This is a genomic window from Marinobacter lipolyticus SM19, from assembly GCF_000397065.2.
GTDB lineage: Bacteria > Pseudomonadota > Gammaproteobacteria > Pseudomonadales > Oleiphilaceae > Marinobacter > Marinobacter lipolyticus.
In genome coordinates, this window is the sequence record NZ_KE007317.1 from 462735 (window position 1) to 489084 (window position 26350).

At 53.2% G+C, this 26350-nt stretch carries 15 protein-coding genes and 1 other RNA gene; 12 read left to right on the forward strand and 4 right to left on the reverse strand.

What is annotated here, in order from left to right; translation table 11 throughout:
* Positions 1 to 76 precede the first annotated feature (76 nt).
* Together ffs and MARLIPOL_RS08500 are read right to left on the reverse strand one after the other, a co-directional pair.
* Positions 77 to 173, reverse strand: an RNA gene (ffs, locus tag MARLIPOL_RS18305) — signal recognition particle sRNA small type.
* An 80-nt stretch (positions 174 to 253) separates the two neighbouring features.
* Positions 254 to 1009 carry a 2OG-Fe(II) oxygenase gene (locus MARLIPOL_RS08500; RefSeq protein ID WP_012137647.1) on the reverse strand — a complete coding sequence of 252 codons (756 nt, stop codon included), beginning with the start codon at positions 1007 to 1009 and terminating at the stop codon, positions 254 to 256.
* Positions 1010 to 1150: 141 nt separating this feature from the next.
* Here MARLIPOL_RS08500 and MARLIPOL_RS08505 point away from each other — a divergent pair, with 141 nt between their 5' ends.
* The 8 genes from MARLIPOL_RS08505 (at position 1151) to MARLIPOL_RS08540 (ending at position 12665) form a co-directional block, all read left to right on the forward strand.
* Positions 1151 to 2044 (forward strand): D-hexose-6-phosphate mutarotase, encoded by an 894-nt coding sequence (locus MARLIPOL_RS08505; protein WP_012137648.1) that lies wholly within the window; start codon positions 1151 to 1153, stop codon positions 2042 to 2044.
* A gap of 16 nt (positions 2045 to 2060) precedes the next feature.
* Positions 2061 to 2876, forward strand: coding sequence for a lysophospholipid acyltransferase family protein (locus MARLIPOL_RS08510; protein ID WP_012137649.1), 816 nt, complete (start codon positions 2061 to 2063; stop codon positions 2874 to 2876).
* Positions 2876 to 3823 (forward strand): SDR family oxidoreductase, encoded by a 948-nt coding sequence (locus MARLIPOL_RS08515; protein ID WP_012137650.1) that lies wholly within the window; start codon positions 2876 to 2878, stop codon positions 3821 to 3823. The genes MARLIPOL_RS08510 and MARLIPOL_RS08515 overlap by 1 nt, the downstream gene beginning before the upstream one ends.
* Positions 3824 to 3891: 68 nt before the next feature.
* A complete protein-coding gene (gene prsK, locus MARLIPOL_RS08520) occupies positions 3892 to 6024 on the forward strand; it encodes an XrtA/PEP-CTERM system histidine kinase PrsK (protein WP_012137651.1) in 2133 nt (710 codons plus the stop codon).
* Positions 6025 to 6154: 130 nt separating this feature from the next.
* Positions 6155 to 7528, forward strand: a complete 1374-nt coding sequence (prsR, locus tag MARLIPOL_RS08525) for a PEP-CTERM-box response regulator transcription factor (RefSeq protein WP_036190982.1) — start codon at positions 6155 to 6157, stop codon at positions 7526 to 7528.
* Between the two features lie 49 nt (positions 7529 to 7577).
* On the forward strand, positions 7578 to 10268 hold the full coding sequence (locus MARLIPOL_RS08530) for a tetratricopeptide repeat protein (RefSeq protein ID WP_012137653.1): 2691 nt from the start codon (positions 7578 to 7580) through the stop codon (positions 10266 to 10268).
* 55 nt (positions 10269 to 10323) lie between these two features.
* Positions 10324 to 11823 (forward strand): exosortase A, encoded by a 1500-nt coding sequence (gene xrtA, locus MARLIPOL_RS08535; RefSeq protein ID WP_012137654.1) that lies wholly within the window; start codon positions 10324 to 10326, stop codon positions 11821 to 11823.
* A gap of 179 nt (positions 11824 to 12002) precedes the next feature.
* Entirely contained in the window at positions 12003 to 12665 is a 663-nt protein-coding gene (locus tag MARLIPOL_RS08540) for a 4'-phosphopantetheinyl transferase family protein (protein ID WP_012137655.1), read from the forward strand.
* A 67-nt stretch (positions 12666 to 12732) separates the two neighbouring features.
* On the opposite strand, the gene MARLIPOL_RS08545 is transcribed toward MARLIPOL_RS08540, so the two are convergent.
* Complete coding sequence (locus MARLIPOL_RS08545; RefSeq protein WP_186008476.1) at positions 12733 to 13788, reverse strand: carboxylate--amine ligase; 1056 nt, start codon at positions 13786 to 13788, stop codon at positions 12733 to 12735.
* A 1266-nt stretch (positions 13789 to 15054) separates the two neighbouring features.
* Here MARLIPOL_RS08545 and MARLIPOL_RS08555 point away from each other — a divergent pair.
* From MARLIPOL_RS08555 to MARLIPOL_RS08570, 4 genes are all read left to right on the forward strand, one after another.
* A complete protein-coding gene (locus MARLIPOL_RS08555) occupies positions 15055 to 21501 on the forward strand; it encodes a non-ribosomal peptide synthetase (protein ID WP_012137658.1) in 6447 nt (2148 codons plus the stop codon).
* 74 nt (positions 21502 to 21575) lie between these two features.
* The gene (locus tag MARLIPOL_RS08560) at positions 21576 to 22361 is read left to right on the forward strand and encodes an alpha/beta fold hydrolase (protein WP_082446101.1); all 786 of its coding nucleotides are present in this window, start codon (positions 21576 to 21578) and stop codon (positions 22359 to 22361) included.
* 16 nt (positions 22362 to 22377) lie between these two features.
* Entirely contained in the window at positions 22378 to 23298 is a 921-nt protein-coding gene (locus tag MARLIPOL_RS08565) for a serine aminopeptidase domain-containing protein (RefSeq protein WP_051123115.1), read from the forward strand.
* A gap of 317 nt (positions 23299 to 23615) precedes the next feature.
* On the forward strand, positions 23616 to 25166 hold the full coding sequence (locus MARLIPOL_RS08570; RefSeq protein ID WP_012137661.1) for a golvesin C-terminal-like domain-containing protein: 1551 nt from the start codon (positions 23616 to 23618) through the stop codon (positions 25164 to 25166).
* Between the two features lie 15 nt (positions 25167 to 25181).
* On the opposite strand, the gene MARLIPOL_RS08575 is transcribed toward MARLIPOL_RS08570, so the two are convergent.
* The gene (locus tag MARLIPOL_RS08575) at positions 25182 to 26273 is read right to left on the reverse strand and encodes a DegT/DnrJ/EryC1/StrS family aminotransferase (RefSeq protein WP_036190984.1); all 1092 of its coding nucleotides are present in this window, start codon (positions 26271 to 26273) and stop codon (positions 25182 to 25184) included.
* Between the last annotated feature and the right edge of the window lie 77 nt (positions 26274 to 26350).

Sequence of the window (26350 nt, forward strand, 5' to 3'; positions counted from 1 at the left end):
GGGTCATCAGTTCGGACTGGAAAAAACGTCGATTTCAGTGGGATAAGGCATCACGAAGGGAAAAATCTGGGGGTGACTCCACCAGCGACACTCCGGCACACAATTCCACCGCTGCGGCTGCTCCCTTCCGGGCCTGACCGGGTTCACGGTTTCATGTTGCGGAGGCACCAATGGAGCCACCATAACGGCGTTTCAGGACATTTCCCTGAAAGCGGCGCGCATAGTAGCAAAAGGGTTGGCGGACTACAACGACTTATAGTGGAAGTGGCACTTCATCCTGTCGAAACCAGCAAGCCAAACTGTAACGAGCACGATTTGCCGGCAACACTTCGTGGGGAATTTCTTCACTCAGGAACAACACCATCCGCCCCATTTCCGGCAGGATCAGGCCGCAGACCTCATCCGGACTGTCGCGGTTGAATACCTGAAGCTCTCCGCCATCCGAAGGCTGCCAGTCTTCGTTAAAGTACAACACCAGGCTGACCACCCGGGATGCGCGGCCGGCAAAGCTGTCCACGTGTTTGCGATAGAAATCTCCGGACTGGTAGGTCGCGTAGTGGGACTCAAAACGTTTAAGCCCCAGAAATAACCGTCGATTCAGGCCTTCCCGAATTCGCTCCAGGCACCGGAACAATTCCCGCTGGGGCGGAGTAATCCCCTGCAGCCAGGCAATCCTGTCCCGCCTCACAGAGCGGTCCCGGGTCAGGTCCGCACCGCGACCGATACCCGCCTTCTTCATGGCATCGGTCACATCCAGTATCCGCACCTCATCTCGCAGCGCATTCAGCAGGCCGCCCCCCAAATGGTTGCGCACATCCAGGCTCATCCAGCCGGACTCGGTCAGGCCCCCAGCGAGCTCATCCAGCCACTCTTCACTGATGCCTTCGTGGCCCATATCGACGGTGGTTACATCCGACACCATGTCAACTTCACCTGCAACGGCGTCAAACTGGCGACGGGTATCGGAAGTCAGGGTGTCCCTGATCGGGGTAACGACCGGATGGTCCATGGCAAGGCTCCTCTGCAAGCCCGATATTTTATGCCGGATTCTCGCGGCAACGGCAGTTTTAATTTACTCTGTTGGTACGCAAATACACCTAATCCCCGTCACACAGACCGGGGATCGCCATACCGCAGCATGAGGCAAAGAGTGACAACACAACCCGGGCACTGGTCGTTTACCCGCTGGACTACCATCGGGCAACTGGAAGCCATTGACGTACATCATCCACTATTCCGCGCACAACTGTTCCTCCAGGGAGCTCACCTCACTCACTTCGCCACACACGACAAACCGGACTGGCTCTGGCTCAGTGACACAGCACGCTTTGAAACGGGGCGCGCGATAAGGGGAGGCATTCCGATTTGCTGGCCCTGGTTTGGCGCGCCGGAGAAAAATCCACCGGAAGTCCGCAAACGGATCAAGACCGGCGATTCCCACGGTTTCGCCCGGACCGCGCTGTGGAAGCTGGAGGATGTGCGGGAATCCGCCCACGAGGTTGAAGTCAGCCTGTCACTGGCGGCCAATGAGGATTTCGCAGACGTCTGGACAGGCCATGCATTATTGCTGGCCACCTTTAACTTTTCAGTCAAAGGTTGTCAGATCGCGCTGACCACAACCAATCTCAATGATTCACCACTGGCCTTCACACAAGCACTGCATACTTACCTGCCAACGTCTGACATTGAACTCACCGGAATTGAAGGGCTGGACGGCAGCGATTATGTAGATACTCTGGACGACTGGAGCTATCGACAGCAAAAAGGGGTTATTACGTTTCACGGAGAAACCGATAGAATTTACGAATCCGGCAGCCCCCTTGTTGTCGCCACACCCGGGAGACGTCGTTCACTGGTGGCCATTGGCAGTGACTCCACTGTGGTCTGGAACCCCGGACCTCGCAAAGCAAAGGCACTTTCCGACTTTCCCGACACTGGCTGGAAAGACATGCTTTGTGTCGAAACCGCCAATGCACTCAGTGACTACCGGGTGTTGAATGAAGGACAAAGTCATACCCTCGGGGTAATGATTGGACGGGTGTAATTAACAGGGAACCACAATGAGCCTGGCATCAATTATCAAATCGAAACTGGTTCCTGCGGAACTCAGTGAACAGATTGATCGTATCCGCAAGCCCATCGGCAGTCTCGGGTATGACCCCTGGGGCTATAACAATGAAGCCATAAAGTATGGCCTCTCGCTCACCAAGCAGATTTACGAAAAATACTTCCGGGTACAGGCAAGCGGTATAGAAAAAATTCCAGCGGATGGGCCCGTGCTGATTATTGCCAATCACAGTGGCCAATTACCGATTGACGGCCTGCTCATCGGATACGCCCTGGCAGCCCGAAAAGAGAATCCCAGGATTCCCCGGGCCATGATCGAACGCTTCTTCCCGACAGTGCCCTACCTGGGCAACTTGCTGAACGAAGTGGGCGCGGTTCTGGGCGATCCGGTCAATTGCGCCAAAATGCTGGCCAACGGCGAGGCAGTTATCGTGTTTCCGGAAGGTGTACGAGGCTCAGGAAAGCTGTATCAGGATCGCTATCAGCTGAAACGTTTCGGCAACGGCTTCATGCACCTGGCCATGAAATACAAGGCACCCGTTGTGCCGGTGGGCGTAGTGGGTTGCGAAGAGACCATTCCTGCCATTGCAAATATCAAACCGCTGGCCAAGGCTTTGGGCGTTCCCTATGCTCCAGTTGCCCTGCCAGTCGTGTTGCCCGCGAAGGTTCATCTGAATATTGGCGACCCCATGTATTTTGACGATCTGGAAATCCCGGAAGAGAAAGTGACTGACCGGGTTGAGCAGGTCAAAGCCGAGATCAGCAAGCTGATTGACAAGGGACTGAGTGAAAGGAAAAGGCTGTTCTGATGAACGAGCAACACAGACCACGCATACTCGTGACCGGCGCAGCAGGGGCGCTGGCTCAGCAGGTGATTGACAGACTCCGGGATCACTGCGACCTGGTGGCTGTGGATTTCCGGGAACAGGTCTACCTGGGGGACGACATCCCCAGCTACTGTATTGATTTTAACAAGCGGGTTTTTGAGGACCTGTTCCGACGCTACAGGTTTGACGGTGTTATTCACCTCGGGCGAATCATGTCGAGCCAACTCACCCGTATGCGCCGGTACAATGCCAACGTTCTGGGCACCCAAAAACTACTGGACCTCAGCCACAAGTACGGCATTAAACGAGTGGTGGTGCTTTCCACCTTCCACGTATACGGAGCTGTCGCCTATAACCCTGCACTGATTGACGAAGAAGCACCGTTAAAGGGCGTAGGGCTGAGTGCGGACCTGGTCGACTCGGTGGAACTGGAAAACCTCGCCAATATCTATTTATGGCGTTATCCCGAACTGAACATCACCATTATCAGGCCCTGCAACATTGTCGGTCCCGGCGTCAGAAACTCCATAAGCACTCTGCTCGCCAGCGAACGGGCTCCGGTATTGGCAGGTTTTTCCCCAATGATGCAGTTCATCCACATTGACGATATGGCGGATGCGATTGTTCTGGCCTATAACAAACCCAAGCGGGGCGTGTTTAACGTAGCGCCGGAAGACTGGGTCGCCTATCAGCATGCGCTGAGACTGTGTGGATGCAATCGTCTGCTGATTCCATCAATACCACCAGTATTGCCTAAACTGATACTGAGCACACTGAATCTTAGAAGTTTTCCGTCGTATCTGATGCACTTTTTCAAGTATCCTGTCGTCATTGACGGCAGAGCTTTTGCCAGGGAATTTGGATTCAAGCCCCGACGACCACTGAAGGAAATCTTCCGATTCTATCGGGAGAACAAAAAGCCGGTATGACGGCGTAACCCCCCAAAGCAGGTGGATGCCGTCACGGATTGAGGGCATAACAACGCAGGACGCGCTGTATGTTGAACAACCTGAGCCTTATAAGCCACGCCGCTGCGGCCCTATCGTTCGGGCTGCTCGGGGTGCTTGTCGCGTCCCATTATCTGCGGCGGGATATTGATCGCGTCCTGCTTCTGGCTGCCTTTGTGTCAGTCATCTGGGCTGGCGCACTTGTGGCTCAGCCCCTGTGGGGGCAACCCTCTTTCTTCATTCGCTATTTTCTGGAGTTGTTGCGCGACGCTGCCTGGATCACCCTGTTGTTTGCCCTGCTACGGAACTCTTTCCGGGCAACAGCCATTGTGGGGCGACTTCGCAGGACGCTGGCCATTGCCACCGTGGCCCTACTTGTCTTCCTCCTCGTGTTTGGAGCGCTTGAATACACCTTCAGCCTGGATTTACTTAACGGAAAAACAAAAATCGTTGGCCAGATTGCCTTGTCCCTGATGGGGTTATCGCTGGTGGAGCAGATCTGGCGTAACTCGGTTTCGTTTGGCCGCTCGAGCATGAAGTACATCTGCATCGCAGTGGCCACGATGTTCGGATTCGATTTTTTCATGTACGCCGACGCCCTGCTGTTCGGCCAGATCTCCGATTCGTTCTGGAATGCCCGTGGACTGATAAACGCAGCCATGGTGCCACTGTTAGCCATTAATACCCTCAATACCCGCAAACAACCGGTGGAGTTTCAGTTGTCGCGGTCCGCCGTGTTCCACGCCGGCACCTTCATGTTTGCCGGCGCCTATCTTCTGTTTCTGGCAATCGGTGGCTACTATGTCCGGGTCCTGGGTGGCGCCTGGGGAGAAGCACTCCAGGTGCTGTTTTTCACCATTGCCCTCGCCTTCCTGGCCACCCTTATGACATCCCGGAGGGTCCGATCCAGGCTCATGGTGTTTATCAGCCAGAATTTTTTCGACTACAAGTACGACTATCGCGAAGAATGGCTCAAAATGACCCGGGAGCTCGCCAACCTGAGTGATGAACCGCCCTTGCCAGAGAGAGTCATTCGAATCCTGTCAGGCCTGGTGGAAAGCAATGCCGGAGCCATCTGGCTTCGCGATGAACAAGGCGCTTACGTGCTCAAAACAGCCGTCAACCTGGGCACACCACGATTTACCACCATTGATCGTGACGGAGAACTCTGCCGTTTCTTCAAGGATCGGGAATGGATTGTTGATCTCCATGAATACCGCGAGGATCCTACCTGCTATAACCTGCTGGAAATTCCTGACGCAATCACCCGTATCCCCGACAGCTGGCTGATCATTCCCCTTTACCTCGGAAACGATCTTTATGGTATCGCACTGATTGGCAACCCCTATGCTCCCGTAGAGCTGAACTGGGAAAACTTTGACTTGATAAAAGTCGTTGCCCGCCAGTCTTGCAACTTACTCGCCCAGGCCGATGCCCAAAACCGGCTTTCCAGGGCCATGCAGTTCGAAGCCGTCAGCAAGGCCTCAGCATTCATGGTCCACGACCTGAAAACTCTGATAGCTCAACAGGCATTGCTGGTCAAGAATGCACCGCGACATCGCGATAACCCGGCCTTCATTGACGACATGATCACCACCACCGATCACGCTGTACGAAAAATGGCCAACCTTGTCGATCATATTCGAAAACCGGCTGAAGACGTGGAGTCGGCCGAAATTCTGGATCTCCGAGAGATCGTCCGCCAACTGGCCGATCATTACAGCCGTCGTGCCCCCGCCCCTCACATAGCGGGGACCCCTTCACCGGCACCGATCAGAGCTGACCGCGAACAACTGCGCAGCGTGCTGGGCCACCTGATCCAGAACGCCCAGGATGCAACACCACCGGAAGGTGAAATCACCCTGACCCTGAAGATCGCCAGAGACAACGTTGTGTTGTTTATTCAGGACACGGGGACAGGTATGACGGAGGACTTTATCCGGTCCCAACTGTTCAAACCGTTTGAAAGCACAAAGGGACTTACTGGTATGGGAATCGGTGCCTACCAGGCAAGGGAGTATGTCCACAAGGTAGGAGGAAATATTGATGTCACCAGTGAACCCGGTGTCGGATCCTGCTTCTCCGTTCGCTTCCCCCTGATCATATACGAACAGCCACAAACAGAAGTGGAACCGGATAGACCAATTATCGAACAGATTAAACCAACTCAGAGCGCCAAATAAATGACTAATTCAAAATCTCAGGCAAACAGAGATTGCAAAGTGTCAATATTAAGTTAAAAATCAATATAAGGATGAATTGATCAAATTTGCACCAACACAGTCACGATACAGAAAGGGATTTAGAGCTGTTGTGAGTAGACGACTGTTAATTGTAGAGGACGACCCGGGCCTTCAAAGCCAAATGCGCTGGTGTTTCAGCGATGACCTTGAAGTGGCCCAGGCAGCGGACCGGGAGTCCGCACTAACGGCCCTCAGGCGGATGGAACCTGATGTCGTTACCCTTGATCTCGGATTACCGCCGGATCCCGGTGGCGCATCCGAAGGTTTCAGTCTGCTGGAAGATATTCTCCGACTGTCACCCCAAAGCAAGGTCATTGTCGTGACGGGACGTGAAGATAAGGAGAATGCCGTCAAGGCCATTGGGATGGGGGCGTGCGATTTCTATCAGAAGCCCCTTGATGCCGACATCCTCACCTTTGTGGTCAATCGTGCCTTCCGGATTGCTGAACTCGAAAAGGAAAATCGGGAACTTTCCCAACATCGCAATGGGACCAGCATCAAGGGGATTGTTGCCGCCAGTCCCCAAATGCTGGCCATCTGCAGGACGTTGGAGAAAGTCGCCCCGACAGATGTAACGACGCTGATAATAGGCGAGACCGGTACCGGTAAGGAATTACTGGCCAGAGCACTCCATGACCTCGGTCACAGAAGGGCCAAACCCTTTGCGGCCATCAACTGTGCCGCCATTCCCGAAAACCTCCTGGAAAGCGAACTGTTCGGATTCGAAAAGGGCTCGTTTACCGGCGCCACCCAAAGCAAGAAAGGAAAAATTGAGAATGCGAATGGCGGCACCCTGTTCCTGGATGAGATTGGTGATATGCCGATGTCACTTCAGGCCAAGCTCCTCAGATTCCTGCAAGAGCGTGTCGTCGATCGTGTAGGTTCGCTAAAGCCTATTCCCGTTGATGTCCGCGTTGTCTGCGCCACCCATCAGGATGTTCGCCAACTCATTGACCAGGGGACTTTTCGAGAAGATCTCTACTATCGGATCAGTGAAATAACGCTGGATGTGCCCGCACTGAGGGAGCGGGACGGCGATGCTCTGGTCATTGCCCAGTCCTTGTTGAAGAGCCTGGGCAGGCAGATGGATCGCCCCAACCTCTCCTATACCGAGGACGCGATATGTGCCATCAGTTCATACCACTGGCCGGGTAATGTTCGCGAGATGATCAACAAGGTAAAGCGAGCTACCATCATGGCGGATGGCAAAAGGGTGACCGCGCTGGATCTTGAGCTGAAACAGGACTCACTGGTAGATGACAACCAGCTCAATCTGCGACAAGTCCGGGAAACGGCCGAACGCCAGGCGATCCTCCAGGCACTTCAAAGCTGTAATTTTAATATGGCACAGGCATCCAGATTACTGGGGGTTACCCGCCCGACACTGTATAACCTCACGGACAAATACCGAATTGGGGCTCCTGAAACGACGTCAGGAGCCTGACGCAGAGGCTAGGACGCCAGAACAGGAATCTAAGGAAAAGGAACAGGGCATGAACGTAGTGATTGCAGTACGCGCCATTCTTCTCTCAGTCGCCATAGGGCTCTCGGGGTGCGGTAACGACAATGAAATGAGCCAGGAAGAGATTCAGTATTTGAGTCACCTGGATCAGTCCCGATTTTTCCAGCGCCAGGGCGAACTGAAAGCGAGCACACTCGAGGCCCGGAGTGCCATTGAACTTCAGCCAAACAACCCCGATCCCTATTTTGTCATCATCAACAACTTGCTGACAGCGGGCGATGCCATCAACGCAGAACGCCAGCTCAATCGTCTCATGGAGGGCATTTCCGAGCAGACACTGGACAGTGGAACGCAAAACCGTGCCCGGTTGATCCGCGCTGAGGCAAACCTGATACAGGGCAATTTCAATGAGGCCCTGAGTAACCTGACGGAGGTATCCTCGGAGGATCGAGCGCTGGAGATTGAAGCGGATCTATTGAGGGGCCGGATTTTACTTGCCTCAAACCGCCTGGACGAAGCCCTAAAGGCCTACGAACGTGTCCACACGATCAGTAAAAGCGACGCTCAGCCTCTCGTTGGCCTATCCCGTGTTGCCTACGCTGCGGGCAACCAAGAGGCGGTACAGGATTACATTGAAGCTGCCGAACAGGTTGATGGCGAGAATGCCGAGCTCTGGCTTTGGAAGGCGCAGCTTGCCCATGAGAACGAACAATGGCAGCTTGCAGAGGAGGCTTACATCCGCGCCCTGGAGGACATCGGGCAATACGACATCATGACGTTCCGCAAGTACGAAACCATATCGGCTCTGATCCAGGTGCTGAGGGCCCAGGGTAAAGCCGCGGAAGCATTCGTCTACGAGGAGATCCTCGCAAAATCGGGCCCTGGCACCATTAAAAGCAATATTGCCGCTGCTCGCGATGCCTTTGAGCAGGGAGACCTCGATTCGGCCGCCAAGTATCTTGAAGAAGCCCTGAAGCATGCCCCCAATCACGAACAAAGTACTCTGATGCTGGGCATGATTCGCTTCCGCCAGGGCAAGGTTGAAGAGGCCGAACGTCTACTGCGGCCCATTGCCGAATTTGGCGAATCCGAAGCGGCCAGTAAACTTCTTGCCGCCGCACGCATTCAATTGAGGGACCCGAAAGAGGCTCGCGCCATTCTGGAGCAGCTCTCAGATAAGGAGACTGATCCGGAGACACTGGCGCTTCTGGGTATTGCGTCGTTATCCACAGGGGATCTTGAAACCGGGGAACCCCTGATAGAAACCGCCTTGTCTCTCGCACCAGACAACCATGAGCTTCGCCTTCGTTACGCAGGCTTTCTTATCCAACGCGGTCAGTTTGATAAAGCCATAAGCGAAGTCGCCCGGATTCCTGAAAACTCGAACCTTCATGACCAGGCGAAACTCGTCACCATCGAAGCTTATATGGCTTCAGGAGACACAGACAGGGCTATAGCAACGGCTGACACGTGGATCAAAGCCCGACCAGATAGCCCGGCCGCCCTGATCGCACGCGGCAATGTCTCCGCCCGGACCGGAGAGGCGGATGAGGCCAGAAGCTACTTCCAGAAGGCACAGAGCAAAGCACCCGATCAGCCGGCCCCGGAAATGGCCCTGGGCAACCTGGCCGTTAGCCAGCAGAAACTGGAACAGGCTAAAACACATTTCCGCAACGCTGTTAACCTTGCCCCCGACAACCGCCAGGCCTTACAAAGCCTTGTCGAAATCTCCGAGCCGGCGGAAACCCGTGCTTATATGCGCACGATTCTGAAAGAGCATCCCGAAGCTACAGGTCCCAAGCTTTTATTGCTTGAGGCCGCACTAACTGAGGGCAACAATCAGGAAGCAGACGAGTTCACTGCAGCGTTATTGGAACGAACCGAAGAGAATACGCCTGCCCGAGCCGAGCCCCTTGTCGCCAACATCTATCATGCGGTGGCGGACCGACTCAGGCAGATGGATAAGAAAGCCCAGTCTGAAACAGTCCTTCAACGGGCGCGCGCGTTGTTCCCGGAACATGAAGGGATTATGCTTCAGTCGGCCGCCGCAGCGTTTGCAGACGGTGAGCCCCAAAAGGCACGGGAATTACTTCAGGAGGCTAAGAAAAAACACCCTGATTCCAACAGACCGTACACTGTAGAAGCACTGTATTTTGAGCAACAGGGCGATTACCGTCAGGCCGCTGAGCTATACCGGCTTGCCTTCGATAAACAGCCAAATGCCAATATTGCAAACCGATACTCGAAAAACCTGCAAAGATCCGGCCAGAGAGACGAAGCGCTCTCCTTTCTGGAATCTGTGAGTGACACCTATCCAGAAAACCCTCATTTGCTTCTCGATATGGCAATCCTGCAACAGTCCAAAGGTGCACTTGAAAGAGCTGAATTGAATTATAAAAAGTTGCTCGACGCAACGCCTGACAATACCGTCGCGCTGAACAACCTGGCTTGGCTCTACCATCAAACCGGCGATGAAAGAGCTCTCCCCCTGGCTCAGAAAGCCTATGAACTCAACCCCGATAACGCCTCCATAGCGGACACCTACGGCTGGATAATGCTTCAATCAGGCAACCATCAGGAAAGTATCGCCATCCTCGAAAAAGCCTATGAACTCCAGCCTGATTCGAAAGAAATCGCGTTACACCTTGCAGAGGCCTACCGTGCCGTTGGCAAGAACCCCGAAGCGGAAAGAATTCTGGAAAAATTTGGTGGTCAAGGTTAGTTCCTGGAATGCTAAACTGCTTTAGCTACAACAGGAACTGAAATAAAAGGACGTTATGGGCTCCGCTTCCAGGTTAATCAGCCAATATTTCTGGTTATTGTCTGTTCCCCTGCTTATCTTCGGATTTTGGGCCGAATGGCAAGATTTTGTGCTCCTTTGGCACGATTCGATCATATACAGCCACGGTTTTCTGGTGCTGGCTGGTATCCTGTTTTTGTTATATTCCAGAAGACAGGGCCTGGCTAACCTGACCATCAAGGGATCCCCACTGGCGCTATTTCTTCTGGCTGGCGCCAGCGTTGTGTTGCTGTTTGCTCAAGCGGCTGATGTGAGATTTGTTCGGCTCATACTTGTTCCCGTACTCATCGTCTTGTGGGGCTGGTCAATATGGGGGCGAGCTTTTCCCAGGGTCGCCGGCGGCCCCATCATGCTGCTGCTTTATGCCGCCCCCATTTGGGATGATCTTTCCCCACTACTACAACACATTACCGTTTATGTTAACGACATCCTCCTTCAATTCGTCGATATTCAAGCCACAATAAAGGAATTCTTCATTGTTCTCGACGTGGGAACTTTCTATGTCGCCGGGGGGTGTAGTGGGGTCCGTTACCTTATGGTTGGACTTTTTCTGGCCACTTTTTACGGACAACTGTATTACCGCTCCCACCTTCTGACCCTGCTACTGGTTATTATCGCCGGTATACTTTCCATGTTGGCTAACTGGCTGCGCGTCTTCGGTGTTATTGCCGCAGGCCATTATACAAATATGGAAACCTCCCTCATTGAAAACCATGAAGTTTTTGGTTGGGTCATTTTTATTTTCTTCACACTCATTCCGCTTTTCTTCATTTCCTCGAAGCTCGAGAACCATTTTCGCAATGAGGAAGGGAACGCGAAAGCATTTCAGGAACTGCCACAGCCTCGTTACACCTCTGCCACCTGGCCAGTAATTTCCTCGCTTTTGATTCTATGGCCACCACTGGTACCGCTGGTAGTCGATGCCAAAACCAAACGCGTATCTGAGTCATGGCACCCCACCCTTGTTGAAGCTAATTCGGATTGGAGAGGACCTTTACGACATGCAAACATCTGGCAGCCGGAATACCAGAACTTTGATATCGAGCTAAGTGGTCTATACGTGTCTAGTGATTTGAGGCAAGTTCAGTTGCACATCACAGGCTACCGTAGCCAAACCCAGAACAAAGAATTGGTTCAATTCGGCAATAAACTTTTCAACCAGAAGGAGTGGCAGCTGGTATCGACAACCAAGCGACACCTGGTGCACCGCTATGCAGCGGCTCCCAAGAGGGTCAACGAAACCATCATTCGACATCTGAGTGACGACTCTCAAGTCATTCTGTGGTCCTGGTACGACGTTGGAGGTGTTCTGACGGATTCGAAGATCGAAGCAAAGATTACAGGAGCGTTGAACAAAATTTTAGGTGACAGCCGAGGCGCATTATGGGTGCTTGCAGGGCGCTGTGACGGAGACAATGACTCAGACTGTGAACAACAAAGAGCTGTCTTTAATCGTTTCCTTGCCAACACTGAGTGAGTCGCCATGCAGCGGTTCAATGATTCCGATCTACAGGTTCCACTTGATTCCACAATCCATCGCCGTAGTGTTTTCAAGTCTCAATATCGGTTACAGTCCATTGTATCTCAGTGTAGGGGACGCTCAGGGGGCCCCAAACAACCATCACCAACCGTATTTACGTTCGGTACCGCAGCCCCATGCCCCACAACCATCTGCAATATGAAGCCATTGAACACCACCTGCGTCAGTTCACCCGGACGCCTGTATACTTTGCCGCAGGCAGGCTGACAGAATCCGACTCCTGCTACGAGCAAGAACGGCAGGTGATGCAATATTCCCTCTCAAAGCGGAAAAGGGAATTCTACTCAGGGCGGCATCTGGCCCGCATAGCTTTGCGTCGTGCGGGAATTTCATCGACCTGCGTGCCGCGTGGCCCCCTAGGAAACCCGATATGGCCAGACTCTATCGTCGGCTCGATAACACATGACCGCACCCATGGTGCTGCGGTTGTCGGGTTCGATAGCGAACTGAAGGGGCTCGGTCTCGACTTGATAGAAGACCCCGACCAGGTTACCGAAGATCTGATCAACCTGATTATGTTCCCTGATGAACAGACCCTTTTGCGCTCACTTTACCCGGACCTATCACCTGTCAGTGTTGCCTTCAGTGTCAAAGAATCGGTAGTAAAAGCCTCTTCGGCTCTTGTTGGGCGTTACATGGACCTTCTTGATATACGACTGGACTGCACCAGCCAAGGACTGAATGCCCGCGTCAACGGTCTCCCTTGCGACCTCCCCTGCATGGTGCTGCAAACGCAAGTTGGGCTCGTTACCAGCAGCTTTTACCCCCGAACGGATTGATCTCCAAGCCTCACAGATCACTCGCCCCGTGACACCCAGGCTGAGGCCAACTTTGTTGGCGACGACCTCATGTTCGAACTACCCTTCGGGCGAGACGGAGCAGGTTCCTCAAGAACACACGCACACCGCTGCGCGTGACCTCCCTTACGAAGCCGGCAAGCCGGATGATCCCCGGGCGCGGATCGTCCAGCGCAAAGTTTGGCGATGCGTGAGGCCGTAACACGGAGCCGACCCAGGCGGCCGGCTGCAGCTCACCCTGCCGCACATAGTCAACAGCCGCGAAGAAATCGTCGGGGAGATTGACCCAGCGTCGCCCAACCACGTATCCGCTTCGGAGCTGGGGCGTGTGCCCAAGAGCATCTTCGTACGCGGCGCCAACCAAATCGAGACCGCAGTCGGCTGCGAAACCATCCCACAGCCCATACCGAGCGTTGATCTCCAAAAGCTTCCAGTCACTATCACGGTCGTCCCACTTGAATTCCAAACCGAGGTTGCCGCGATATCCGAGCTTCTCGATGATGCCCCGAGCGTGCGAGAGGAGATTAGGATCATCGACACTTTCAACGTAGCACCCGCGGCCAAAGTGGAGTGGAGCCGTTCGTAGCTTTCGTCCGACAAAGCCACCGCACCAAGTGCCGTCCTGAGCGACGTAAGCCACGACATAGTGCAAGTTGGCGTCGGGACCAGGCACAACCTCTTGGAGAATCATATGCTCATCGATTTCACTGAGGCGTTCGAACTCGCTGCACAGGTGGGCGGCATCCCTTACCAAGATGGCCTTTTGCCAGCCGACCGCCGGGCCGATCTTAGGATCCTGCCAGCTACGCGACTCAACCGGCTTCAAGATCGCCGGATAGCGTATTGATTCGGCGGCCTCACGGAGCGCATCGTTGCCGTCTGGATACCATGTTGCGGGGGTAGCGACATCGTGCTCACGACACCATGACGCAAACTTGGCCTTGTCGACGACTGAATTCACCACATCTTCAGGCGGAAGGACAAAACGGAACCGGTGGGCGAGCGTTTGGCGGTTCTTTGATAGGAACAGCACATGATCATCGTGGAGCGGAACCAGAATCGGGCGTTCATTCAGACTATCCGCCAGTCTTTCAAGCTCAGCCAACAACTGAGACTCGGATGCGAGCCTTGGGGAAGCTGTAATCGTGGCGTAACGCGTGGAATGAGTCCAGCGGGTACGCCAACTATCGAGTCCCACAACCGGCACGCCACGGCGCCCGAGGTGACGAGCCAGAGTAAGCCCCGGAACATCCATTTCTGTAAGAACGACAGGCACTGGCTGCGGGTATTTACGCCGGCTCGCCCTCAAGCCTCCCAGTCGACTCATTCCTGCACGGGCATTCTGGTATGAGCTGCGGGGCTGGTCATTCACCGGTTCACTTGTAGGGCTTTCCCCGAGGCCCTGGCGCTGAACACGTTCGACTGGGCCGTCCGTGGAGAAATGGGTTTTTAGCTTTTTCATATTTTCACCCCTGGCCTATCCTTGAGTTGTGCGCCTTCGGAATACAGCGCGTCCCTGAAAGAGCCCTTTGTGCAGCCTCGGGCGAACAACTGTGCTTCCTTGATGCCATCCAAGAAGAGGGGCAGCAGGAAGGAGCGTTGGCGACCAACGAAAGGTGCAAACGCTGAAAGGATGATAAGGGAGGGACATATCCCCAGAGTTCCCTTTCCGGTTAATGTAGACATGCGCATCCTGGCTCCTCCCTGAATGATTTGCAGTTGCCCGACGCAGATTCCTTGCGGGTGATCCTAGTTTTCCAAACGATTAAAACAATTGCTGTTCATTAAAAGTATTCCATGCCCAGGAAAGGCGCAAGCGAAGTTCTGGGAATATTTCCACCGGAAAATTGGAGAAAATGACGGGCTAAGGAGCTTACAGTTTGAACCACAAACGCAATATGGCTTCACCAATGCCCGTCGCTAGGGAGACATGATCCGAGGCTCGAACCGTGAGTTGCGGCGCGGGCTCCTAGCACAACGTCCCCTCCTATGCTAGCTTACATAATGTAACATCTTGTTAGCACTCTGCTAGCCATAAGCTGACGGGGGCCGGCGATAATCCCTGCCGATTCCTCGCATGAATCTCTAACAAGGAAGCCAATGAGATGAATGTCAGCAAGCCTTCTCCCGGTCAACCAGTCTTTCCCAACGTGTTTCGGATTACCGTTTCTACCGGTCCGGAAAACGACACGCCCGTTGCGATGGTGCTGTCCAGGACAACCAATAAAAGACTGAAACATCCGCCAGTCCAGTTCACAAGTCGCCCACCGGAGGCGCTCGTCCGGGCGGGGAAGAAACCCGTAAGCCCGCTTGGCATGTCCGCTCGAAAAGTAACAATAACCAGTTTGAGCTCTCGACAGGTTAGCCCCTTATGAAAACCACCTCACTGACCGACCTTAACCACCATGCTCCACTCCAGTTCGGTGAACTGGAGTGTACCGCTGAGACCACCGAGGCCCAGCGGCAAATCTGGCTGGCTGCACAATTCAGTGAAGACGCCAATGCGGCGTTCAATGAGTCAATGTTCGTTAAACTCCACGGCGAAGTGAATCAGACGGCGCTGATGTCGTCGCTGGAAACGCTTTGGAATCGCCACCAGGCGATACGTGGTTGCTTCAGCGACGATGGCCGGGAAATGATCGTCTACAAGGAACGCCCTGCCCCCCTTCAGGTTCATGACTACGTGCCGCTGGCATCAGACACTAAACAGGGACAACTTGAAGCTTTGGCTCACGAGGTGGTCGTCGAGGCATTCGATCTTCTTAATGGTCCCCTCGCCAGATTCGATGTCATCCGGTATGACGAAACCGACACTCGCATACTTCTGACCTTGCATCACTCTGTGTGCGATCACTGGTCACTTTATAGACTGGCAAGTGAACTGGGTGATCTGTACTCATCTGCATGTGCCCCGTCAACGTCAGCACCACTGGAACCGCCACCCTCGTTCATCGATTACACCGAGTGGGAGCGCAGCGAGGAGCTCCGGCCACTTCGGGAGCAGAGCCTGAACTATTGGGTCGAGCGCCTTTCCAACGGCATTCCAACCCTTGACTTACCGTACGACAGGCCTCAGCCATTGCACCGGATTTTCGAAGCCAACCACCTGGACAAGGAGCTGCCCTCCAGCCTTGTATCCGAGCTCAGGAGACTGTCCGCCGAAAACAACATCCCGATTACCACAATCCTGATTGCTTCTTTTGCTGCCTATCTCAACCGGATTTCTGGCTGCACGGACATTGTTCTGGCTATTCCTTTTGCCCGCCAAATAGCAAAAGGAGAGCCCAGTCTGGTAGGGCACTGTGTCAACGTTATTCCACTCCATATTTCCGTCGAGGAACAGGACACTTTCAAATCACTGCTTCAGCGCACACACCAATGCGTACTAGAGGCCGTCGAGCACCAGCATGTCACCTTAAGCACTATAATGCGGACTCTGGGGGTATCCCCTGATCCGTCAAAACCATCACCGGTCTCGGTTCTGTTCAGGGTGGATCAGTCCATTGAAACTGATTTCCGGTTCGCTGGACTGGATGTGCGCATTAAACCCAATCCCCGGGTACTCGAACGTTTTGATCTGAATCTCAATATCACTCTGCAGGAACAGTCAGCTGAGATGGAGTGTACGCACAACCTCCAGCTCTGGAATACGGACACCATGGATCGCCGTATGGATGAGCTGTTGCTGCTCATACAGGGCGTCCTGGAAGATCCCGATTGCGAATTACCCCAATTCAAACTGATACGTGACAGTGATCTGGCGCAATATCGCGCAGAATGGAATGCCGTTATTCGGCCTTATGAATTGAACACCAAAAGTCTCCATGGGCTGATCGAATCAGCCGTGGATCAATTCCCTGATAACACTGCCCTGGTATTTGAAGGAAATCAGCTCAGCTACCGCGAGCTGGACTCACAGGCCAACCAGCTTGCACACTGGTTGATTGAACAGGGCGTGAGGGCTGAAACAATTGTTCCGATTCTGATGGATCGGTCGATGGAAATGCTGATTGCCATCAACGGTGTTCTGAAAGCCGGCGGCGCCTATCTACCTCTGGACCCCGAGCACCCATACGATCGCCTGGCCTTTATTATCGACGAAGTACAGGCCGGCGTCGTACTGACCCAGTCAACTCTACAGGATCGGGTACCAAGAAATGGCAAAGCCATCTCCATTGACGGAAATGGTATGGTCCTCGGCCAGTACAGCAACACGCGACCAGACATTGTCTTCTCGCCGGATCAGCTCGCCTATGTAATGTATACATCCGGCTCCACCGGACAACCCAAGGGCGTCATGCTGGAACACCGGTCCATCTGCAATCACATGTTGTGGATGCTGGAGACCTTCCCACTCGATGGCTCCGACGCCGTCATGCTGAAAACGCCCTATACCTTTGACGTGTCACTCTGCGAGCTGTTTTTACCATTAATGACCGGAAGTCAACTCGTGATTGCCCGGCCCGGTGGGCATAAAGATCCTGATTATCTGATTGGTCTTATCAACCAGCATCAAATCACACAGATTCATTTTGTTCCGTCCCTGGCTTACCTCTTCCTGAATGCCTGCAACCATACTCAATGTCCCAGCATTCGCCGCTTTCTGCTGACCGGAGAGGCCGTCAGTACCGAACTGGAAAACCGCTTCAAAGAAAGCTTTCCAGAAGCCGAATGCTGGAATCTTTACGGTCCAACGGAGGCAGCCGTTCACGCCAGCAGTTGGCTGTGTGGGCAGGAAAAATCTGAGCATACGGTGCCAATAGGAAGCGCTCTGCCGAATACCCGGCTTTATGTAGTCGACAGCCGGATGAACCTGGTTCCACCAGGACTGGTCGGTGAGCTGTTAATCGGCGGCGTACAGGTTGCAAGAGGGTATATCAATCGCCCGGAACTGACCGCCGAAAGATTTGTGGATGACCCTTTTTCAGAAGAACCATTCAAGGCCTATCACACAGGGGACCTGGTAAGAATGCGGTCTGATGACGTTCTGGAATATATCGGCAGGAACGACTTTCAGGTGAAAGTAAGAGGCTTGCGAATTGAACTGGGGGAAATTGAATCCATCATACTGCGTTATCCAGGCATCACGCAGTGTGCGGTACTTGTCAGGGAAGACCGGGACAAGGACCAGCGACTGGTCGCCTATATCGTTGCCGATACAGAATTGACAAGCTGGCTGGCCGACCTGAAAACGCATATTGGCCAAACTCTGCCCGACTACATGATGCCCCAGCACTTTATTCAACTGACTACCCTGCCCCTGATCTCCAGTGGAAAGGTGGACCGTAAAGCCCTCCCCGCTCCCGATCTGACGGCTATTACCGGCCCTGACTACGCCCCCCCTGAGACCCAACTGGAATCGGAACTGAGTCAGGTCTGGTCCGATGTTCTCGGAGTACTAAAGGTCAGTGTCACCGCTGACTTCTTTGATTTGGGCGGGCATTCTCTTCTTGGGGCCCAGATGCTGGCACAGATCAAAAGCCGGTATGGCGTTACTCTCGGCCTGGGCAAGCTGTTCGAGGCACCCACGGTTCGCACCATGGCAGAGCTGATCACACGATCAACCGAAAGGGAGGAACGCTCCCCCACGATCCCGCGCCGACCAAAAGACGCCGTGGTTTATGCAACGCCGCAGCAGCAAGTCTGGTACCTGTACGAAAAAATCTCGCCCGACGCTTTTGCTTTCAATCTGCCGGCCGTATTCCGCTTCGAGGGCGACCTGGATATTTCCGCCCTGGAAAAGGCCTTGCGGACTATCCTGAGACGTCACGAGATCTTACGTGCCAACTTTGTCAATATTGATGGCCAAATACAAATCCTGGTTGATGATGCTCGGTCCATAAGTCTGGCGCCGCAACCGATGTCGGATTATGGGACCAGTGATATCGGGCCTCTTGAGACCGCACTTCTGGCCGACGTCGCTACCGGCTTTGATATTGAATCCGAGCCGCTCTTCAAAGTCCGCTTGATCCGGGCCGATGACAACGACCACATTCTGTTTTTTCTGATTCACCATCTGGTGTTTGATGGCTGGTCATTTGACCTGCTACTGAAAGAGATGTGTACGCTCTACAACGCCTATTCCAAAGGCCTGGAGAACCCGCTGGCTCCTCTGCCGGTGCAGTTCCAGGATTACGCGTTCTGGCAACATGACTGGCTCCAGAGTCAGGCCATGGACAGCCATTTAGCCTATTGGAATGAAACATTGAGCGGTGACCTGCCCATTCTGAACTTGCCACTTGATTTTGAGCGGCCTTACGCTCAGCCTCACCGCTCAAAAGGTGTTCAGTTCCATATCAGCCAAACCGCCGTGGATGCACTGGAATCTCTTGCGCTACGTCATCAGACCACCTTTTTTATGGTGTTGATGGCTTTGTACGTGCTGATGCTTCATCGCTTCAGCCGCCAATCAGACCTGATTGTGAACGTGCCGGTTTACGCAAGACACCAGGAAGAACTGAGCGGCCTGATGGGACCGTTAATCAACGTTCTGGTTTGCCGCTTCAAGCTGACGCCAGACCAGTCATTTGGCGACCTGGTTCAGCATGTCAAGAAAACGGTTCTGGCGGGCATGGATCATCAGGATATCCCCTTCGGCACACTCGTGCGGGAGATCAACCCTCCACGAGACCCCTCCAGAAACCCCATTGCCCAGACGTTATTCAACTATCAGGATGTGCGTAACCGTCAGGATCAGATGGACGGTATTCAACGATCCAAGATCAACCTGGATCGTTCGGGAGTGGAAACCGACCTGGACGTCTGGTTCGAAAGAAAAGCCCAGGGTATCGAAGCCGGTTTCGAGTACCCTGTAGCGTTATTCCAGCGGAAAACCATTGATGCTTTCGTTGCAAGTTTCAAAGACAGTATCCAAGTGCTTACTGAAAAACAGGATGCAATCAATATCAAAGAGTTGGTAACCGCAAGCGAGGAAGAACTGGATAAAATAACCACTTGGAACAGCACCTCACATGATTGGCCTTTCGGGCACGGCTTTCTCTCGGAGTTCCAAAGTCAGGTCACCAGACATCCAGACAAATCAGCCTGTCACTCGGGCGAGGCTATTTACAGCTATAGTCAGTTGCTTCAGCGAGCCAATCAGCTGGCACGGTACTTCGCCGACAAAGGGGTTCAGAGTGGCGACATCGTAGCGCTCATGCTTGAACGTAACGTCGACCTTCCTGCAACCATCATCGGACTCTGGAAGTTGGGTGCGGCCTATGTTCCTCTTGATCCCTCCTACCCACAAGAACGTATCAAAGCCATTATGGGCGTCGCTCAGGCGAGACATTTGATATCGTATTCAACCTACCAAGACACCCTGCCCGCACATGATGGCATCACAGTCTTCATGGATGCGGATTCCCGGACTATAGCCGACCTCGACCCCAGCGACGTCACAATATCGATGCATCCAGACCAACTGGCCTATGTTATATTCACCTCCGGCTCCACCGGCGTCCCAAAGGGCGTTGAAATTAGTCAGGGAGCACTGCACAACTTTCTCAAAGCCGTGTCCGAGAAACCGGGACTCAAGGAAGATGATCGGTTGCTGGCCATCACGACGTTGGCATTTGATATCTCCTTGCTGGAACTGTTTTTGCCGCTGACCGTTGGGGCTACCTTGGTCATCGCGTCGTCCGCTCAGGCCAGCGACCCGTACCAGCTTTGTTCACTAATTCAACGACACAGCATCACAACTTTTCAGGGCACCCCTGCGACCTGGCGGCTTCTGGTGAATAGCGGGTTTGATGCCGAACCATCACTCAAGGGATTGGTCGGAGGCGAAAAATTACCTGCCGACCTTGCCGAACAGCTCATAAACAAGGGTGTCGAACTATGGAACATGTATGGCCCGACAGAAGCGACTGTCTGGACCAGCTGCTATCATGTCACCGCCGGCACCGAAGGGGCGCTGCCGCGAATTCTGATAGGACGGCCACTGGCCAACACCCAGCTGCACATTCTGGACGCACAGGGCAATACTCTGCCGCTCGGTGTCTACGGAGAACTCTGTATTAGTGGGGCCGGCCTCGCCAACGGCTACCGGCGCAATCCCGAGCAGACGACCGAGCGTTTCATCGAACGTTCCAACAATCAACGTCTGTATCGCACCGGAGATTGGGCTCGCTGGACATTCGATGGACAAGTTGAGTTTGGCGACCGTATCGATAATCAGGTCAAGATTCGCGGTTATAGAATCGAGCTTGAGGATATCGAAATCCATCTGCGCACCCACCCTGCAATTGCCGATACTGCAGTAGTTGTGCAAAATTTCGGCCCAGATGACCAGAGACTGACAGCCAATATTGTGTACTCCGGGCAGACGCGGCCCACCAGTAGTGAACTGCGCAAGTACCTGCGCCGCTACTTACCGGACTATATGATTCCCCAGCACTTTGCCACGCAGGACGAACTACCGTTGCTTCCCTCAGGCAAAGTGAATCGCAAGTTGCTCGCACTATCAGGCAGCGCACCAGCGCCCAATCGGGTTTCCCACCGTGCACCAACGGAGAGTGAAGCTCAGTTGATGTCTATTTGGAAAGCGATGCTCAAACGCGACGATGTGACGCTGGAAGATCAATTCCTGGACGTCGGAGGGCACTCCCTGCTTGCACTCAAAGTCATTGTCGACGTTGAAAAAGCGTTAGGAGTAAGGCTTATGCCCCAGGATTTGTGGGTCAATACCCTGGAGCAACTAGCGAAACTCATTGATCAGGAGCGACCGCTGCCGAGCGGCGATCACGATATGGCGCCAGAAAACATAAACAAAGCTCCCCGGAGAAGCATTTTCAAACGGCTTTTTGGTTCCCCATAGCCGACAGCTTGAGCATTCAAGGATTGGGCTAACATCGACAGCTGGACCGTGGAAGTTCTAGGAGCGGGTAACGAGTGGAAGCGTTTTACTTTGGACCATCTGAAAGCTATTTGCTTGGGGTTTTCCATCCCCGGCAAAGCACTAGCCGGAATGAAGCTGTCGTCCTGTGTAACCCTTTTGGACAGGAGTATCTGCGGGCCCACAAATCCATGCGCAGACTGGCGATCAATCTATCCAAACTCGGATATTCAGTCCTCAGATTCGACTATCGGGGTACCGGTGACTCAGCCGGGGATCTGACAGGGGTAACCGCTGACCACTGGGTCGAAGACATTGAACATGCGATTCAGGAGGCTGTCGATATGGCGGCCGTACCCAAAGTCGCATTAATAGGCCTGCGTCTGGGTGCTTTAGTGGCAGCAAAAGCCGCTAAGAATAACAATCAGGTATCCCGTCTGGTGATGTGGGATCCGATAGCGGATGGATCATCTTACCTGCACGATATCATATCCACTGTTCTGGAAGCCCAGAATCAGGGTAGCCGTTCACGAATCCTTAAAGCGGACGGCACTCTCCATTTCAACGGTTTTTCCATGCCGCTACCATTCCAGGAAAACCTCTCGAACCTGCGACTGGATGATCTGGCTACAACTGTATCAGCGCCGATCGCTCAAATTGTTTCCCATGAAACCGAAGCTTTTACCAACTTGAGCCAACAGCTATCCGAACGGTCTGACTTCTACTACGAACTGGCGCCGGCACCTCATGACTGGAATTACGTAGACCATGTTGGCGGTATCCTCTGGCCCAAACCAGTGATTGATGCCATTGAAGCGTATTTCGATCAACGGGCTTTTTGATACATAAGGAGTGACCATGCAGGAGCAAGTAGTCATGGTCGGAGATGACCTGCCTCTGGTTGGAGTGCTCAGTGAACCCGACCCCGATAAAAATTCAGCACCAGATACTGCTGTCATCCTGCTGAATTCAGGTGTCATACATCGCGTGGGCTCCTGCAGGCTGTCAGTCACGCTGGCTCGTAACCTGTCCGAACGTGCAGGGCTCGCCACTTTTCGATTCGACTTCTCCGGCATTGGGGACAGCGAAGCTCGCCGAGGCACGTTAACCGCTGCTCAGGCAGCGGTAGAGGAGGTGCAGGAGGTCATGGACCACCTGAATCAATGGAAGCAGTTTGACCGCTTCATACTCTATGGATTGTGTTCAGGAGCCTTCGCGTCATACCGCACAGCCCTCTGCGACGGAAGGGTCATCGGCACAGTGCAGCTTGACGGGTACTGCTACCAAACCTGGAAGAGCTCCATACTGCACTACGCACCAAGGATTCTCTCTCCATCTCGCTGGGTCCAGTTTGTTTTACGCAAGCTGGGTTTGGTTAAGTTTAAAAAGGGTGCGGAGGTCTCAGGTATTGAGGAGCGCTACTTTGAAGTCCCGAATTTTGCGGGCTATCCACCCCGGCAAGAAGTGACAAAGGGGCTGCGAGAACTGAATGAACGTGGTTTGAGCATGCTCTATGTGTTCTTTGGGAATGAATACTACAAATATCAGGATCAGTTTGAGGACTGCTTCAAGCCCGTTGTCTTCGGCGACAACCTGACGGTGATTCACCATCCACACGCTACGCATATTCTGTCAGAGCCTGAAGAAAGAAAGGCTGTTGTCGAGTCCATTTCAGACTGGGCTCAGGACCTGATTAAACACACTCAACAACCCGACCGCAATGGCAGCGAGACGGGGCACAGGGTCTCCCTAAGCGCCAGCAACGAAGCCCCAAACTAGCCGCCCGAGCCCCCACCTCCCTCAGAGGCATTGCTGCGATTTTCGCAGCACCACCTTTTGTTCGCCGTTAAGCCCGACGAGCTCCACTATGGCGTAGTAAGGTGCAACGAGATGCTTCATCAGGCTCGCGGAGATGACCAGCCCAGGCACAAAAGCTTTAGGCCATTAACTCCCGCTCTCACTTATTGAATAAAAAACGAACAGATATAATCACAAAAACTAGCCTTCGCCTTTGAATATTGTCCTTATATGCCATGCTTACAGAAGGTAAATTCGAAACAAACACCTCAAAACCAATTGTCGCAGAGGGTGCTGTCATGGTTAGGGCCAACACGGTGGTACTTCTGTCTATAGCAAGCTCCCTTATTGCGGGATGTGCATCCCGCGCACCACTTGATATTAGAGATCTGCCTCCAACGGCTGCAGGGAGTACGTCAGAACACACCATCGACAGGGATAACATTGGTTTTTATTCAACAGGCGACTGGAGAGTCTCCTCCTCGATAGACGGTTTCGAAGGACAGGATTATCTCATCTCAAAACCCGGAACCGGCGAGAATGTTGCGACCTGGAATCTGAACATTATCAGGACCTTCGATGTCTTCGCAAAGTGGACATCTACGCAACGCAGGGGCTCTAACGTCAAGTTTATCGTTCACCATCTGGATAACAACAACAACCTTGTCACTGAAACCGTGACTGTTGATCAAAGAGAAACCGGGGGTCAGTGGTTCAAACTCGGCACCTACCGAATGTCAACACTCACAGGGCGTGTCACCGTCAGCAATGATGCTGATGGATGGGTTGTTGCGGATGCTGTCCTGTTCCGGGAAACCGGCGTAACAGCACCGGACGAAGAAGTTGTCACCCCAACAGACGATACTGACGGTGACGGAATTCCTGATGCATGGGAGGTCCAATATGGGCTTAATCCGAATGATCCGTCAGATGCTGAACTGGATCCCGATGGTGACGGACTTTCCAACGGGGACGAACATCTCTTCCTGACAAATCCGACGACTGCCGATACAGATGGTGATTTTATACCAGATGGCTTTGAGGTGTCTTACGGACTGGATCCGACAATCGATGATGCTGGAACAGACTCTGACGGAGATGGACTTTCCAACTATCAGGAATACCAGGCTGACACAGATCCAAATGACAGCAACAGCACATTGCCCAGTAACTCGGTGTTGCTGACCTGGCAGGCGCCCACTCAAAGAACCGACGGAAGTGCTCTTGCAGAAAGCGAAATTGCACAGTACGAAATCGCTTACGGGCAAGTCTCCACCTCTGAAGAACGCATCATAGATAACAGCTCCACAGCATTTAACTCATATGGCGGTGGTCGCACCTCTACGGGATATGGCGGGTTCATTGGCGATGATTACTTCATCATGGAACCCGGATCCGGTGAAGCTACCGCACAATGGCAGGTTTATGAACTCTCACCGCAAACGTCCTATCAGTTATCTGGCCATTGGGTATCCAGTGGATTACGAGCCTCGAACGCAACGTATCGCTACACCTACATTGACAGTAACGGGAAACAGGTGACTGCAACCGCTACCGTTGACCAGAGGAGCAATGGAGGCACGTGGCAACCCCTTGGCACCTTTGAAACCAGTGACACATCCCTTGTTGTTGAAATCAATAATGATGCCGACGGTTACGTCGTTGCAGATGCAATCAAGTTGGATGGAGCCGGCGGTGAAGAGCAAACCGTTCTCCTGGAACCGACACCATACAATAGCCATGTCATCCATAACCTTGGAACAGGGGAATGGCAGTTCAGGATAAGAGCCATAGACACAGATGGTGTTGAAGGGGAATACTCGGAAATTGGCGTGAGAACAATTGAGTAAACAGGAAGCCAAATATTAATTTTGGGCGATACCTCTGATTATATTGGCTATAAGGCTAATATCAGACTCTTTTACATCTTCATGACAAGGTAGCGTCATGAGCCTCGACGCGAAATCGTCGGCACAGGGAAACGGTTTCTCTTTCAAAGCTTCTTCAACACCTTCAATATGTGGGAGGGTTTTATCGTAAAAAGCACTGGCCGCTATGCCTGAGCGATTGAGTGACCTCAGAGCCTGATCACGCAACTCTTTATCAGGCGCCAATACAGCGTATCGTAGTCTTGGCGTATCCGGATCACCGCCGGTGCTTTCACTTTTCCGCTTTCCCAGAAGTTTCCAGCCAAATACCTCAATGGATTGCAGCTCCCTGTCATATAGCTTATGAATCAATGGCCTCGCACCAAATTCAAAAATCGCTGAGGACAGTAACGCTTCGGGAAGCTCAAGCCTGGAAATTGTCTTGAGTTTACGAAATCGGGTTTCACCAATTCCCAAAAATGGCATTTTTTCCAGGATGAAAAAGGGAAGTCGGGCCATGAGAAGATTAAACACAGACCTTTTGAGCTTCCAGGAGAGTCCAGTTACAACTTCCGACAAAGGATAGCGACCAAGAACCGCAAGAGATCGATCAACAATCTCCCTGCGGATGAGTAACGCCCCTCCCCCCATGAGATTGATCGGCTTACCACGACCAAAACTCAATACGACCAGATCGGCCAAAGGCCTATCCGAGCTTGCCGGCGGGAAACTCTGTGCGGAATCTTCAATAAGAAACAGATTCCTATCGCGACACACTTGCGACAACACATCGAGACGCTCTGAGATACCCAGAAAATCCACGCCCACCACGGCAACGGTTTCGGTAGTGATCACATCCCGGACCTGAGCGTCATTCATACACGGGGATTCCGGCAGAAGGTCCACCAAAACCGGCTTCGCTCCTTGTGCGAGAATTGCTGAAATCAGGTCCGGGCACCCATAAGCGGGAATGATCACCTCGGGTTCCCGCACTTCAGGTCTATGAGCCATCGCAATGGCCACGGCAATTGAAAGCGCCTCTGTGCCAGAGCCTGTAAATTCGGTCCGGTAGTGATCTTCCCAACTCAATTTAACACCGGCAGAGCAACCAGGGCGCGGTACTCGACTACCGACAGGCCTCAGTTTACCAAGCATTCACTGAGACC